8 protein-coding genes and 1 rRNA gene are annotated in these 14,510 nt (G+C 63.9%); 3 read left to right on the top strand and 6 right to left on the bottom strand.

Going from position 1 to position 14,510, the window contains the following annotated elements; all coding sequences use genetic code 11:
• Positions 1-76 precede the first annotated feature (76 nt).
• Positions 77-1,603 (bottom strand): 16S ribosomal RNA (locus tag HF684_RS03540).
• A 537-nt stretch (positions 1,604-2,140) separates the two neighbouring features.
• On the opposite strand from HF684_RS03540, the gene HF684_RS03535 reads away from it, so the two are divergent.
• A complete protein-coding gene (locus tag HF684_RS03535) occupies positions 2,141-3,157 on the top strand; it encodes a DUF1731 domain-containing protein (RefSeq protein ID WP_169251375.1) in 1,017 nt (338 codons plus the stop codon).
• 15 nt (positions 3,158-3,172) lie between these two features.
• On the opposite strand, the gene HF684_RS03530 is transcribed toward HF684_RS03535, so the two are convergent.
• Complete coding sequence (locus tag HF684_RS03530) at positions 3,173-4,084, bottom strand: rhodanese-related sulfurtransferase (RefSeq protein ID WP_169251374.1); 912 nt, start codon at positions 4,082-4,084, stop codon at positions 3,173-3,175.
• 162 nt (positions 4,085-4,246) lie between these two features.
• Here HF684_RS03530 and purL point away from each other — a divergent pair, with 162 nt between their 5' ends.
• Positions 4,247-6,631 (top strand): phosphoribosylformylglycinamidine synthase subunit PurL, encoded by a 2,385-nt coding sequence (gene purL / locus HF684_RS03525; RefSeq protein WP_169251373.1) that lies wholly within the window; start codon positions 4,247-4,249, stop codon positions 6,629-6,631.
• A 143-nt stretch (positions 6,632-6,774) separates the two neighbouring features.
• Here purL and HF684_RS03520 read toward each other — a convergent pair whose 3' ends face one another.
• Entirely contained in the window at positions 6,775-7,665 is an 891-nt protein-coding gene (locus tag HF684_RS03520) for a hypothetical protein (RefSeq protein ID WP_169251372.1), read from the bottom strand.
• A gap of 175 nt (positions 7,666-7,840) precedes the next feature.
• On the opposite strand from HF684_RS03520, the gene HF684_RS03515 reads away from it, so the two are divergent.
• Positions 7,841-9,070: a cobalamin-independent methionine synthase II family protein gene (locus HF684_RS03515; protein WP_169251371.1), complete on the top strand. Its 1,230-nt coding sequence runs from the start codon at positions 7,841-7,843 to the stop codon at positions 9,068-9,070.
• Between the two features lie 78 nt (positions 9,071-9,148).
• Here the strand turns inward: HF684_RS03515 and HF684_RS03510 are convergent, their stop codons facing one another.
• The 3 genes from HF684_RS03510 to HF684_RS03500 form a co-directional block, all read right to left on the bottom strand.
• Complete coding sequence (locus HF684_RS03510) at positions 9,149-10,549, bottom strand: TIGR01777 family oxidoreductase (RefSeq protein WP_169251370.1); 1,401 nt, start codon at positions 10,547-10,549, stop codon at positions 9,149-9,151.
• A gap of 196 nt (positions 10,550-10,745) precedes the next feature.
• Positions 10,746-12,335: a choline-sulfatase gene (gene betC, locus HF684_RS03505; protein ID WP_169251369.1), complete on the bottom strand. Its 1,590-nt coding sequence runs from the start codon at positions 12,333-12,335 to the stop codon at positions 10,746-10,748.
• Positions 12,332-14,449 (bottom strand): BCCT family transporter, encoded by a 2,118-nt coding sequence (locus HF684_RS03500; protein WP_169253749.1) that lies wholly within the window; start codon positions 14,447-14,449, stop codon positions 12,332-12,334. The genes betC and HF684_RS03500 overlap by 4 nt, the downstream gene beginning before the upstream one ends.
• Positions 14,450-14,510: the final 61 nt, after the last annotated feature.

Genomic DNA, 14,510 nt, shown 5'->3' with positions numbered 1-14,510 from the left:
TGATGTTCCACCCTTGAGCTCCCAACCAGATGACGCATTCGGTCACTGCGTTGGGGTTCTGATGTGTGCTCCTTAGAAAGGAGGTGATCCAGCCGCACCTTCCGGTACGGCTACCTTGTTACGACTTAGTCCCAATCACCAGTCCCACCTTAGACGGCCCCCTCCCACAAGGGGTTGGGACACCGGCTTCGGGTGTTACCGACTTTCGTGACTTGACGGGCGGTGTGTACAAGGCCCGGGAACGTATTCACCGCAGCGTTGCTGATCTGCGATTACTAGCGACTCCGACTTCACGTAGTCGAATTGCAGACTACGATCCGAACTGAGACTGGCTTTAAGGGATTCGCTCACCCTCACGGGTTCGCCTCTCTCTGTACCAGCCATTGTAGCATGCGTGAAGCCCAAGACATAAAGGGCATGATGATTTGACGTCATCCCCACCTTCCTCCGAGTTGACCCGGCAGTCTCCTATGAGTTCCCACCATCACGTGCTGGCAACATAGAACGAGGGTTGCGCTCGTTGCGGGACTTAACCCAACATCTCACGACACGAGCTGACGACAACCATGCACCACCTGTACACCAGCTCCAAAGAGAAGAACTGTTTCCAGAACGGTCCAGTGTATGTCAAGCCTTGGTAAGGTTCTTCGCGTTGCATCGAATTAATCCGCATGCTCCGCCGCTTGTGCGGGCCCCCGTCAATTCCTTTGAGTTTTAGCCTTGCGACCGTACTCCCCAGGCGGGGCACTTAATGCGTTAGCTACGGCGCGGAGAACGTGGAATGTCCCCCACACCTAGTGCCCAACGTTTACGGCATGGACTACCAGGGTATCTAATCCTGTTCGCTCCCCATGCTTTCGCTCCTCAGTGTCAGTTACAGCCCAGAGTCCCGCCTTCGCCACCGGTGTTCCTCCTGATATCTGCGCATTTCACCGCTACACCAGGAATTCCAGACTCCCCTACTGCACTCTAGTCAGCCCGTACCCACTGCACGCGCAACGTTAAGCGTTGCGTTTCCACAGCAGACGTGACCAACCACCTACGAGCTCTTTACGCCCAATAATTCCGGACAACGCTCGTACCCTACGTATTACCGCGGCTGCTGGCACGTAGTTAGCCGGTACTTCTTCTGCAGGTACCGTCACCTTACGGCTTCTTCCCTGCTGAAAGCGGTTTACAACCCGAAGGCCGTCATCCCGCACGCTGCGTCGCTGCATCAGGGTTTCCCCATTGTGCAATATTCCCCACTGCTGCCTCCCGTAGGAGTCTGGCCGTGTCTCAGTCCCAGTGTGGCCGGTCGCCCTCTCAGGCCGGCTACCCGTCGTCGCCTTGGTAGGCCATTACCCCCACCAACAAGCTGATAGGCCGCGAGCCCATCCCCGATCGAAAAACTTTCCACCAACCCTCATGCGAGGGATGGTCGTATCCGGTATTAGACCCAGTTTCCCAGGCTTATCCCGAAATCAGGGGCAGGTTACTCACGTGTTACTCACCCGTTCGCCACTCATCCACCAGGTGCAAGCACCCGGCTTCAGCGTTCGACTTGCATGTGTTAAGCACGCAGCCAGCGTTCGTCCTGAGCCAGGATCAAACTCTCCATAAAAAACTTTATGTAACGAATGAATCCCAGCAAGACAGCCAACCCCTCACGGGGTGAGAAGGTTGACCCATAAAATTACTGACCAAACACACCATCCACCCCACACAGCAGGAGGTTCGGCGAAGAACCACCCACCAGGGGCGAACCAATGTTTGGCCAGGTGATTGTCTTACCAGAAAATAAATTGTTCTGGCATCACAACTTGTTCAAACAAACACGCTATTGGATTCTCAAACCACAAACACACACCCATCACCACACCACACAAAAAGACAGTGTGTTCACTGGGGGTATCAGTTTCATTTTTCTGTCACCCACCCGATCGCCTGAACACTTGGATCAAACCGTGTTTGTCCTGGTCAGACCCGGTAGAAACGGTGTTCCGTGAACCTCGTTTCCGGCGGGGCAACGAGATATAACTCTAGACCACCCCAGAGGCGACGTGCAAATCCAAAACCGACTTTCTCCACGTGACACCCACCACACGGCCTCCACGCCGCATCAACAGCCCCGCGAAAGCGGGGTGTTAGCGTCCTGAGTATGAGCATCGAACCCGCAGACACATCACTGCCGAACGCCCAGGCTCCGATCGCCGTCGTCGCAGGCGCATCAGGATTCATCGGCGGCGAGCTGCTGAATGCACTCACCACGTGGGGGTATGCAACACGGACGATCGGCCGCTCCCCCGCCTCGGCCGACGCCACCTGGGATCGTCCCGACCGAATCGCCGAGCTCGTCGACGGCGCCGATCTGCTCATCAACCTCGCCGGTCGCAGCGTCGGGTGCCGGTATACGGATGCCAACCGCCAGGTCATCTGGGACTCCCGCGTCGATACGACCCGCACTCTCAATACGGCCGTGTCGGCCGCCTCGGCGCCGCCGCGCCTGTGGATCAACTCGAGCACGGCGACCATCTACCGTCACGCGATGGACCGCCCGCAGACCGAGGACGACGGAGACATCGGCGAAGGGTTCTCGGTCGACATCGCCAAAGCCTGGGAGAAGGAGTTCTTCGCCGGGGACCTGCCCGCGACCCGACGAGTCGCGTTGCGAATGGCGATCGTGCTCGGTGACGGAGCGGCGCTGAACATGTTGGCCACCGCGGCCAGATTCGGTGCAGGCGGTGCCCAGTATGAAGGTCGCTGGTTCCCGCACCGGCGCTATCGCGGGATCGGCCCGGACGCTTCCGGGCCGACCGTCTGGCGGGGGCATCCGCCGACTCACGGACGACAGCGGTTCAGCTGGGTCCACATCGACGATGTGCTCCGGGCGATCCGGTTCATCGACGAACATGACGAGCTCAGCGGGCCGATCAACGTCTCGAACCCACAGGTCGCGGACAATCGCTCACTGATGAAAGCGCTGCGCACAGCAGTGCGCATGCCCGTGGGGATTCCTGCACCCAGGTGGCTGCTCGAGATCGGGATGACCGTCCTGCGTCAGGAGTCGGAACTCGTGCTCAAGAGTCGGTGGGTGCTGCCGGCACGACTCGAAGCGGCCGGGTTCGACTTCAGGTGGACCGACATCGATGCGGCGACGAAGAACCTGCTGCGCTGAAGCGAGGTCACACGCTCAGCCGGCGGCCGCCTCGGCGGGGGTCCCCTGCTCGACGCAGTCGGCGCAATAGGGCTGCAGACCCTTGTCCGTGCAATCGGCGCACCGCAGGTACTGTCTGCGGCACTCGAGGTTCGCACAGTTGACGAACTCCGGGGTCTTCTTGTCGCAGGACACACAGTGCCCGATGGATTCGACATTGTCCCCGAACTCGACGTGCATGCGCTTGTCGAAGACGTAGAGCGATCCGTCCCAGTAGCCGGAGCTGCCGAAGGTCTCGCCGTAGCGGACGATGCCTCCGTCGAGCTGATAGACCTCTTCGAATCCGCGGTTCTTCATGAGCACGGACAGGACCTCGCAGCGGATTCCGCCGGTGCAGTAGGTGACGACGGGCTTGTCCTTGAGGTCGTCGTATTTGCCGGATTCGATCTCGGCGATGAAGTCACGCGTGGTGTCCGTGTCGGGCACGATCGCGTCCCGGAACTTCCCGATCTGCGCCTCCATCGCGTTGCGCCCGTCGAAGAAGACGACCTCCTCGCCGCGTTCGTCGAGGAGCTTGTGCAGGGCTCCGGGTTTGAGATGCTGGCCGCCGCCTTGGACTCCGTCGTCTGTCACGGTGATCTCGTCCGGGGTGCCGAAGGTGACGAGTTCGTCGCGGACCTTCACGCTCAGGCGCGGGAAGTCATCGCCCTGACCGTTCGACCATTTGATGTCCGCTCCCTTGAATGGCGCGTAGGACTTCGTCGCCCGCACGTACTGCTTAACGTCGAAGACGTCCCCTCCGACCGTGGCGTTGATTCCGTCCTTCGATACGATGATCCGCCCTTTGAGACCGAGGCTCTCGGCTAGGGTGTGCTGCCACAGCTTGACCGCTTCGGGGTCGGGCAGCGGGGTGAAGACATAGAACAGGACGATCTTGGGAGTTGCCATGGTTTCCATTCTAAGTGGCGTGCGACCGTCCGATTCCCAGCCGGGAACGGCCCATCCCCTCCCCGAGGCGGCCCTGCCGTGGACGCGCTTCGCCCTTGCAGTGGGGACACGGCTAAGATTGGCCGTGAGTGCCGTGTCGTATGAAAGGGCCCCGAAGAGGACATGACGTCTAACCTCAGCTCTGCGGATTCCACGCAGGTCGATTCCCCGCAGAATGCATCGAAGAAGGTCAAGGAGACGGTCGAGTTCGCAGCGGCGAACCCCGACGTCGAGCAGCCTTTCGCCGATCTCGGTCTCACGGCCGACGAATACGAGAAGATCAAGGCGATCCTCGGACGTCGCCCCACCTCGGCGGAATTGGCCATGTATTCGGTGATGTGGTCCGAGCACTGCTCGTACAAGTCCTCGAAGGTCCACCTGTCCAAGTTCGGTGACAAGGTCACCGAGGACATGAAGAAGCACCTGCTCGTGGGCATCGGCGAGAACGCCGGCGTCGTCGACATCGGGAACGGCTGGGCGGTGACCTTCAAGGTCGAATCGCACAACCACCCCAGCTACGTCGAACCCCACCAGGGTGCTGCCACCGGAGTCGGCGGCATCGTCCGCGACATCATCTCCATGGGCGCGCGCCCGGTCGCCGTGATGGATCAGCTGCGATTCGGAGCCATCGACCATCCGGACACCGCCCGAGTCGTCCACGGCGTGGTCGCCGGCATCAGCAACTACGGCAACTCCCTGGGCCTGCCGAACATCGGCGGCGAAACCGTCTTCGATTCCGTCTATCAGGGAAATCCGCTGGTCAACGCCCTGGCTGTGGGCGTGATGCGACACGAGGACATCCGTTTGGCCAACGCGTCGGGACTGGGCAACAAGGTCGTGCTCTTCGGTGCGCGCACCGGTGGCGACGGCATCGGCGGTGCTTCGATCCTCGCTTCAGAGTCCTTCGACGATTCGAAGCCGTCGAAGCGTCCAGCCGTGCAGGTCGGCGATCCGTTCGCTGAGAAGGTGCTCATCGAATGCTGCCTCGAGCTCTTCCACGCCGGTGTCGTCGAAGGCATTCAGGACCTCGGCGCCGCGGGAATCTCCTGTGCGACCTCGGAACTGGCGTCCAACGGCGACGGCGGTATGCACATCGCCCTCGATGACGTGCTGCTGCGCGATGAGACGCTGACCCCTGAAGAGATCCTCATGTCGGAGTCGCAGGAGCGGATGATGGCTGTCGTCCGTCCGGACCGCCTCGAGGAGTTCTTGCAGATTGTCGGCAAATGGGAGGTCGAGACCTCCGTGCTCGGCGAGGTCACCGACTCCGATCGTCTCGTCATCGAATGGCACGGCGACGTCATCGTCGATGTGCCCCCGCGCTCTGTCGCTCACGACGGCCCCGTGTACAACCGTCCGTTCACCGAACCGTCATGGACCGCCGAGGTGGCGGCGAACACCGTTGAGGCCGCTGGTTTGGCGAAGCCCCAGTCCGATGATGAGCTGCGGTCGACGGTGCTGCAGCTCGCGGGGTCGCCGAACCTCGCCTCGAAGTCGTGGATCACCTCGCAGTACGACAAGTACGTTCAGGGCAATACCGCATTGGCCTACCCGGATGATGCCGGTGTCGTCCGCGTCGACGAGGAGTCCGGTCTCGGCGTGGCCATCGCCACCGATGCCAACGGCCGCTACAGCTTCCTCGACCCGGCGCGCGGTGCCCAGCTGGCTCTGGCCGAGGCCTACCGCAACGTCTCGACCTCCGGTGCCATTCCGCGTGCGGTCACCGACTGCCTGAACTTCGGATCCCCCGAGGATCCGGAGATCATGTGGCAGTTCGCGCAGGCTGTCGAAGGCCTCGCCGGCGCCTGCCAGGACATGGGAATCCCGGTCACCGGCGGCAACGTGTCCCTGTACAACCAGACCGGCGGAGTGGCCATCCACCCGACTCCGGTCGTCGGTGTGCTCGGTGTCTTCGATGATGTCACCCGCGCCACCCCGAGCGGCTGGCAGGAGCCGGGCCAGACCATCTATCTGCTCGGCACCACCGAGGCGGAGCTCGACGGTTCGGCGTGGGCCGACGTCACGGCGGGCCACCTCGGCGGTGTTCCTCCGCAGTACAAGCCGGCGGCGGAGAAGGAACTCGGCGAGATCCTCATCAACTGCTCGCGCGACGGCATGATCGATGCCGCGCACGATCTGTCCGAGGGTGGACTGTCGCAGGCACTCGTCGAATCGTCGCTGCGCTATGGCACCGGCGCCCGGATCTGGCTCGACGAGGTCTGCGAGCGTGACGGCATCGACGTGTTCACCGCACTGTTCTCCGAATCGGCGGCGCGCGCGATCGTCGCCGTGCCGCGGTCGGAAGAAGTCCGCTTCAAGGACATGTGCACGGCACGCCGGTTCCCGTTCGTGCGCATCGGCATGACCGATGCCGGCGACGGAGCTCCCGAGCTCGAGGTCGTCGACCACTTCTCGATCAAACTCGACGAACTCGGCAGGGTCCACGAGGGTACGCTGGCTGATCGCTTCGGCGGCAGCGTCGCGGCGGTGACCGAAACCGCCGTCTGACACTGGCGGCGGGGCGTCCCCGCGCTCGGCGTCTGATCCGCGGCACGCCGTGCCGCAGCACCGAATCGACCCCTGAGCGTCGAGACCACCCGCTGCATGCGGAAGTCTCGACACTCAGGGGCCGATTCGCTGAAGGTCCCGGGTCAGGGCTGGTAGGGCATGTGCCCTGACTGACTCTGGGCCGGCCGTCCCGGGGCCGAATAGACGGGTGCTGCCCGGCTGGACACAGGCACTGTCCCTCCGCGCACCCGACCGAGCAGATGGCAGAGTCCGAGTACCGCGAAGACGAGGCCGAACATCACTGCCTGGATGATCGCCACGGCAATGACGCCGGAAGCCAGCCCCGTGGCCAGGGAGAGGCCGACGACCGCGGTCAGCACATTCAACAGCACGGCGATCACGACGGCGATGACGAGGATCCACCACCGCCGATTGCGGGCGATGTTCCACCCGCAGAGCACGGCCGCCAGGTAACAGGCACTCAGTACTCCCTGAATGACAGACACCAGCATCGAGTCGACAGACCCGGGTTCACCCATATTGATGACCGCCGACAGCACCGGATTGAGGACCAACAGCGCGACACATCCGATCAGGAAGATCGCGGCGCCGACGATTCTGCGCGACCAACTCGTGTTCTTCACCAGCAGGATGGCAGCGACGCCGAGGATGAGCCGCAGGCATTGCGCCAGGATCGACCCGATGCTGTAGAGAGCATAGACCTGTGGTCCACCCGACATGCTCAGCGGCGCCAGCAGGAGAGACGGCAGTCCGCCGAGGATGAGCGCCGTCCAGAACAGACTGCGGGCAAGCCAGCCCGGATGGTGGGGCGCCGGTCGGACGTCCCAGCCTGTTGGTGCAGGCGGTCCCGGTGGGGCCGGTGGGTAGGCGGAATTCTCCGGCGAATACGGTCCCGACGGGTTCTGCCCACCTGCGAGCTGGTACCCGTCTGCCTCGGTCCACCCGGATTGGGCCCAGGACTGATTCGTCCCCTGCCGATGACCCCTGCCGTGACTGCTCTGCCCATAGCTCATGTGCCCACTCTACGGTTTCGCCCGTCTGCACACGTGACCGAAGATGACAACGTACTCACATGCACCATGGCGAATGTGATTGTCTGAAGAAGATCAGTCCGGTCGTCGGCGTTGCGTTCGAACGGCTTCGGAAGCGCAGACCAAAGACACCACATTCAAGGAAGAGGAGCCAGTCATGGCGACGATCCGCACATCCCACGCGGGATCCTTACCCCGCACCCCCGAACTCATCGAGGCCAACAAGGTCAAGCAGGCGCAGAACACCGCCCGCCTGGCCGGCGAGTCCGTGTCGCAGGAACAGGAGCAGGAATTCGACGAGCTCCTCGCTGCCAGCGTCACCGACCTCGTCAAGCGGCAGAAGAACCTGGGCATCTCACTGCCCAACGACGGCGAATATGGTCACGCCATGGCCGCCGACTTCGACTACGGCGCATGGTGGCATTACTCATTCGCCCGCACCGGCGGACTCGAGCTCGACGACGTCGACAAGTGGGATGCACCGGCCGTGCGTTCCGAACCCGGTAAGACGGTTCTCACCAGCTTCGGCGACCGCCGCGATCGCAACCTGTTCCCCAACGTCTACTCCGACGCCGACGCCGGAACCGACACCGGCCAGCAGCCGCAGTTCCCGAAGGCCACCGGTCCGATCAGCTACATCGGTCAGGACCAGGTCAACCGCGACGTCGCGAACATCAAGGCCGGTCTGGCTGCCGCCGGGTACGACGAGCGTGCCGGGTACATCAATGCGCTCTCCCCCGGTTCGGCCTCCCGCATCGCCAACGAGTACTACTCATCCGATGAGGAGTTCATCTGGGCGTGGGCCGATGTGCTGCGGGAGGAATACCTCGCCATCACCGAGGCGGGTCTGACCGTCCAGATCGACGATCCCTCCCTGGCTGAGAACTTCGACCAGATCAACCCGGAACCGTCGTTCGCTGACTACCGCTCGTTCATCCAGGTGCGCATCGACGCCCTCAACCATGCGCTGCGCGGAATCGACCCGGCGCAGGTGCGCGTGCACACCTGTTGGGGTTCCTGGCACGGGCCCCACGTCACCGACCTGCCGTTCATCGAGATCGTCGACCAGGTGCTCTCGATCAACGCCGCCGGCATCACCTTCGAAGCCGCGAACGTCCGCCACGAACACGAATGGCGGATCTGGGAAGAGAAGAAGCTGCCAGAGGGCAAGTACATCATTCCCGGAATCGTCTCCCACTCGACGAACGTCGTCGAACATCCCGAACTCGTCGCCGAACGCATCGGTCGATTCGCCAAGCTCGTCGGACCCGAGAACGTCGTCGCCTCCACCGACTGCGGCCTGGGCGGGCGAGTCCACCCGGACATCGCCGTCGCGAAGTTGCAGTCCCTGACCGAAGGCGCGGAGATCGCTTCGAAGCGCTTCTGATCTGCGGCCGCAGAAGCAACAGCAGTAACACCGGTCCCCTCCGTCAGGCTCGTCTGCCGAGCGGAGGGGACTTCTGCATCACGCCCCGATGCCGAGCTCCTCGTCGAAGCAATCGGCAAGCGTCGGGTGAGCGAACTGGTAGCCGGTTTCCTCCAGCTTCTCCGGCACCACCCGCTGATCGGCCAGCGCGAGCTCCTTCGCCCCGTCACGGCCGAGCATGATCTCGGTGATGAAACCGGGCGTCGGGATCCATGCGGGCCTGCGCAGGTGGGCGGCGAGAGCCTCGGCGAATTCCGCCTGCGAAACGAGATCCGGGGCGACAGCGTTCACGGGTCCCCGCACATAGTCGTAGAGGACGGCGTGCACATACGTGCGTGCCACGTCGTCGAGGGAGATCCAGGCCAGGGCCTGCTCCCCGCTGCCCAATCGACCGCCGGCACCGGCGAGGAACAGCGGCGCCTGCAGTTTGAGCAGACCGCCCAAAGAGCTGAGGACGACGCCGGTCCGGATGGACACGCGCCTGATTCCGGCGTCCTCGACCCCGGCCGCCGTCTCCTCCCACTTCTGGCACACCTCGGCGAGGAATCCTTCGCCGGCCGGCCCCGTCTCGTCGACAGGTTCGTCGGCTTTCGCCCCGTAATATCCGACCGCAGAGGCGCAGACGAAGACCGACGGACGCTTCTCTTCGGGCAGACCGCGCATCGTTTCGACGAGCAGCCTCGTCGAGTCGATGCGGGAAGACCAGATCTCGTCCTTCGCGTGCTTGGTGAACCGCGTGGCGATGGATCGCCCGCCGAGGTGGACCACCGCATCCGCCCACGCGAGGTCCCGTGGGTTGAGGATTCCCAGATCAGGGTTCCAATGCACCTCATACGGAAACTTCGGGGTCTCGCGGACAAGCAGTCGGACGAAATGTCCGGCGGTGGAGAACAGTGCGGCGACCTGGCGTCCGATCATTCCGCTTCCGCCGGCGATGAGGATGTGTTTGCCCTTCTTCCGCGTCAGCAGGGGCGCGTTCGTGGATTCGAGAAAGGCGATGTCCATGAGCATCCGCTTGCGGCGGGCGTCGAAAGTGGCTTCGAGGTAGTGGGTGAGCCCGCGGTCGATGACGTCGAAGCCCTGGGGAGCCATGGAGAATTCGATGTGGTCGTCGATCTTCGTCCCGCCGGCGACCGAGGTGAACTCGTGCGTGTGCTTCCACTGGCTCAGCGGGCCCTTCTTCAGTTCGTCGACGAACGAGAACCGCGATGGCCCCTCCGAGTGCACCGAGCTGAACGGCCGTCGCACGAGCCCGTAGGTGCCGGGCACGCTCGTCCTCACCTGCGCCACCGAGCCCGGGGCGATCGGAGGATAGCTCTCTTCGACGATCTCCTGGGCCCAGTGCGGCGAGAGGCGGGTCAGCGCTCCTGGCCGAGCGTGCCAGTCGAATGTGGTCTCCGCACCGAGCGGAACTTCAGATGTCGACTCAAAGATGGTCATGGCATCCCTCCTACCTCGAATGATGCCACCGGTTTCTGAGAATATGACCTGCAACTCACCTAAGACCAGGTGAATTGTTCTCGCCGAGGCGGCTCACCCGCCCAGCAGCCCTGAAAGCCGCTTCAGCGGGTTCGAAGTGTGAGCGCAGTGATCTGGATCGGGGCGCTCACACTTCGAACCCGCGGGTGCAGCGCGGTCAGTCGGCGGCAGGGATCTTGCCGAAGCGGAACGCCGACCAGAAGTCACCGCGCACGTAGCCGTGCTCCGGCTCCGGGTCGAAGTCCCAGTGGCGGGCACGGCCGACCTTGAGCGCATCGGCGACAAGCTGCCGGCTGCGCTGCGAACCGAGCACATGCTCCTCGAGATGCTCGAGATCGTAGTGGTACTCGAGTTCGGCGCGCATCGACTCCCGCGCCTGGGCATAGGCCGGATCCTCGGCCCGATTGACCAGCTCGTCGGGGTCGGCGGCCAGGTCGAAGAGCAGCTCCGGGTCGCCCGGGCACACGGTGAGCTTGAGATCCCCACGCACCAAAGTGACCTGCGGCCGGTAGGTGCCTTCGGCGAAGTACTCGATGACGACGTCGCGGTCCTCGGACCCGAACTCGCCAGCGGCCTCCCGCCGAGCGGACTCGAGCAGCGAGGTTCCGCTCAGACCGTCATCGATCGCCGAGGCGGCCCCGGAGTTCGCATCGCCGGCACCCACCGATCCCGGCTCGACTTCTCCCGTACCCTGGGCGATGTCGAGCAGGGTCGGCGCGAGGTCGACGAGACTGACCGGGTTCGCGTACCGGCCCGGGGCGATCACCTCGGCGGGACCGTTGATGATGAGCGGAACCCGGGAGGACTGTTCGTACGGGGACATCTTGAACCACAGCCCCTTCTCCCCCAGCATGTCGCCGTGGTCGCTCGTGACGATGATGACGGTGTTGTCCGCGAGGTCGAGTTCGGCCAGCCGACGCCGGATGGCCCCGACGTGGTCGTCGATGTAGTTGACCGCCGCATAGTAGGCCCGACGCGCTCGCCGCACATCCTCGGTGCCCGGTTCGCGTTCGTCGAAGCCGCACATCGTGCGCAGGCGGTGGCTGTGCGGGTCCACGGCCGGATCGGGAACCTCGGGGTGGGCTGGGTCCGGGATGGCCACCTCGGCGAATCGGTCCCAGTTGGCCTTCGGCGGCTCGTACGGGTCGTGGGGATGGATGAACGAGGTGACCATCAAAAACGGCTGGTCGGTCCCGGCGGCCTGGTTCGCGCGTTTGCGATCGTTGAGGTGACGCAGGGTCTTGAAGATCACCTCGTCGTCGAAGTCCTGCTGGACGTTCGCGGTCGCCGCACCGGCGGTGAACACGGGGTCGGCCTCGTGATACCACTGCAGCTTCTGTTCCAGGGGACGGTTCCAGTCGGGCACCATATCGAGGTCGGCCGGGTACACGTCCGTGGTCAGCCGCTCTTCGAAACCGTGGTGCTGATCAGGACCGATGAAGTGCATCCGCCCGATCAGCGCCGTGTGATAGCCGAGCTTGCGAAGGCGGTGGGCGAAGGTCGGCACCGAGGCTGCGAAGTCATCGCCGTTGTCGAGGCAGTCGATCTCCGAGGGCATCCGCCCGGTCATCATCGACGCCCGCGACGGCGAGCACAGCGGAGTATTGCAGTACGCACGGTCGAAGACGGCTCCATCGGCGGCCAGGGCGTCCATATTCGGCGTCAGCGCGGCGGCGTCACCATAGGCTCCCAGGGCCTGGGCGGCCATCTGATCGGCTTGGATGACGACGATGTTCGGGGTGGTCATGAGTGGTCCTCTCTGCGGTCGGAGCCGAGGTCGGCTGCGGAATCGGTCACTGAATCCGGGTCGGGTTCCGTCGCCGAGGCGGCCACGGAGTCCGCATCGGTCGCCGAGGCGGCCACGGAGTCCGCATCGGTCGTGGAGGCGGCGTTCCCTTCCGTCGCTTCCGTCGTCGAGGCGGCGTCCGCCTCGGCGGGGGCGGTACCGTCTTCCGGAGTCCATCCGTCGGCCCACTCCCCCGTCTCGTAGTCGAATCCGACGGGTTCGCCGTTCTCATCCGTGCGCTGGTACCAGTCGGTGTAGTCCTCGTGTTCGGAGTCGATGCCGCAGTTCGCGCCGTCTCCCGGTTCGGTGGGCACGACCTGCAGGGCGAAGTCGTCGCCGTAGGATTCGGCACCGGCGACCACCGCATTGTCCACGGCATTCTGCGCGTACTTCCGGCGCAGCGCCATCGGGTCGGTGCGCAGCTCCCTCACCCAGGCGATGATGATGAAGAGCATGATGACCGCGAACGGCACAGCCGTGACGATGACGAGCTGCTGGAGGCCCTCGAGCGCGTTCGCGTTGCCGAGCAGGAGCATCACCACGGAGATGCCCGACATCACCAGGCCCCAGAACACGACCACCCACTTCTTCGGCTCCTGGTCGCCGCGGCTGGCGAGCATGCCCATGACCACGGAGGCGGAGTCAGCCGAGGTGATGAAGAAGATCGCGAGCACGACGATCGCCGCGAACGGCAGCCATTCGACGTAGGGCAGGTTGTCGACGAGCGCGAAGAAGACCTCGGGTGCGGCCATGCTGTCGGAGAATCCGGCGGCGCCGTCCCGGTACATCGAGATCGAGGTTCCTCCCATGATCCCGTAGGCGACGAAGAGCAGCGTCGAGGGGATGAAGATCGTGCCGAGGAGGAACTGGCGGATGCTGCGCCCGCGCGAGATGCGGGCGATGAAGGTGCCGACGAAAGGCGACCAGGAGATCCACCAGGCCCAGTAGTAGACGGTCCACACCGACTGGAACTCCTGGGTCTCGGAACCCCAGGACAGGGACTTGCCCATGAGATCGAACATCGACCCGAGGTACTCCATGAGCGCCGAGGGCAGCAGGTTGAGCAGGAACAGAGTCGGCCCGAGGAAGAGGACGATGCCGACGATGCCGATCGTGAGCACGATGTTGATGCTCGACAGGTAGCGGATGCCCTTCGAGACACCCGAGACCGCAGAGATGATGAAGCCGAGGGTGAGGACGAGGATGATGATGACGAGCATATTGTTCGTCATCGGTCCCGCACCGGAGACGATGCTCACTCCGGTGCCGATCTGCATGGCTGCGATGCCGAGCGCGGCGGCCGTGCCGAACAGTGTGGCGACGATGGCGAAGATGTCGACGAGTTTGCCGGCGAAGCCCTCCGACTGTCGTTTGCCGAAGAGGCTGACGAAGATCGAGGACAGCAGCAGGGACCTGCCGCGGCGGTAGGCGGCGTAGGCGATCGCACCGCCCACCAAGGCGTACATCGCCCAAGCGTGGAATCCCCAGTGGTAGTAGGTCTGCGCCATCGCGCCGTGGAGCGCTTCGATCGACTCTGGGTCATTCGTCAGCGGGGGTGGAGTGATGAAGTAGGTCAGCGGCTCGGAGGGGCCGAAGAAGAGGACTCCGATGCCGATGCCCGCGGCGAAGAGCATCGCCACCCAGGCGAACGTGGAGAACTCGGCCTTCTCCCCGTCCTTTCCGAGCGGGATCTTTCCGTACGGGGAGAACGCGAGGATGAGCATGGCGACGAGGATGACGAGGGCGACGAGGTTGAACAGCCAGCCCACATTCATCGTCGACCAGTCGAATGCAGCCTGCGCCACCGAGGCAACGCTGCCGGAATCGGCGATGCCCCAGATGACGAAGGCGACCGTGAGGGTTCCGGCGATCGCGAAGATCACTTTGTCGAGGGAGTACCGGCGCCGCTGTTCGTCGATGGCGATGCCGGGCACGAGGATCGGGTGGGTGTCGTGCGGGTAGTGGCCGTGTGTGTCTTCGAGATCGGCCTTCACGGGACCGCGAGGGCGGCGGTAGTCGAATTGGCCGAGGTTGCGCCCGGTCTCGCGACCGACGCGTTTGGCGTCGGCACCCATCCGACGGGCATCGGCCATGATCCGTTCACGTGAGGCACGGCGGGCCGCCTCGGTGGTGGCA

The sequence above is a fragment of the Brevibacterium sp. 'Marine' genome (assembly GCF_012844365.1).
Classification (GTDB): domain Bacteria; phylum Actinomycetota; class Actinomycetes; order Actinomycetales; family Brevibacteriaceae; genus Brevibacterium.
Note: the sequence above shows the minus strand (reverse complement) of the source record. Positions and strands in the feature narration are given on the sequence as shown.

Excerpts from the sequence above, each read along its gene's own strand:
- HF684_RS03535 (WP_169251375.1), top strand. The coding sequence starts at position 2,141 with ATGAGCATCGAACCCGCAGACACATCACTGCCGAACGCCCAGGCTCCG.
- HF684_RS03530 (WP_169251374.1), bottom strand. The coding sequence starts at position 4,084 with ATGGCAACTCCCAAGATCGTCCTGTTCTATGTCTTCACCCCGCTGCCC.
- purL (WP_169251373.1), top strand. The coding sequence starts at position 4,247 with ATGACGTCTAACCTCAGCTCTGCGGATTCCACGCAGGTCGATTCCCCG.
- HF684_RS03520 (WP_169251372.1), bottom strand. The coding sequence starts at position 7,665 with ATGAGCTATGGGCAGAGCAGTCACGGCAGGGGTCATCGGCAGGGGACG.
- HF684_RS03515 (WP_169251371.1), top strand. The coding sequence starts at position 7,841 with ATGGCGACGATCCGCACATCCCACGCGGGATCCTTACCCCGCACCCCC.
- HF684_RS03510 (WP_169251370.1), bottom strand. The coding sequence starts at position 10,549 with ATGACCATCTTTGAGTCGACATCTGAAGTTCCGCTCGGTGCGGAGACC.
- betC (WP_169251369.1), bottom strand. The coding sequence starts at position 12,335 with ATGACCACCCCGAACATCGTCGTCATCCAAGCCGATCAGATGGCCGCC.
- HF684_RS03500 (WP_169253749.1), bottom strand. The coding sequence starts at position 14,449 with ATGGGTGCCGACGCCAAACGCGTCGGTCGCGAGACCGGGCGCAACCTC.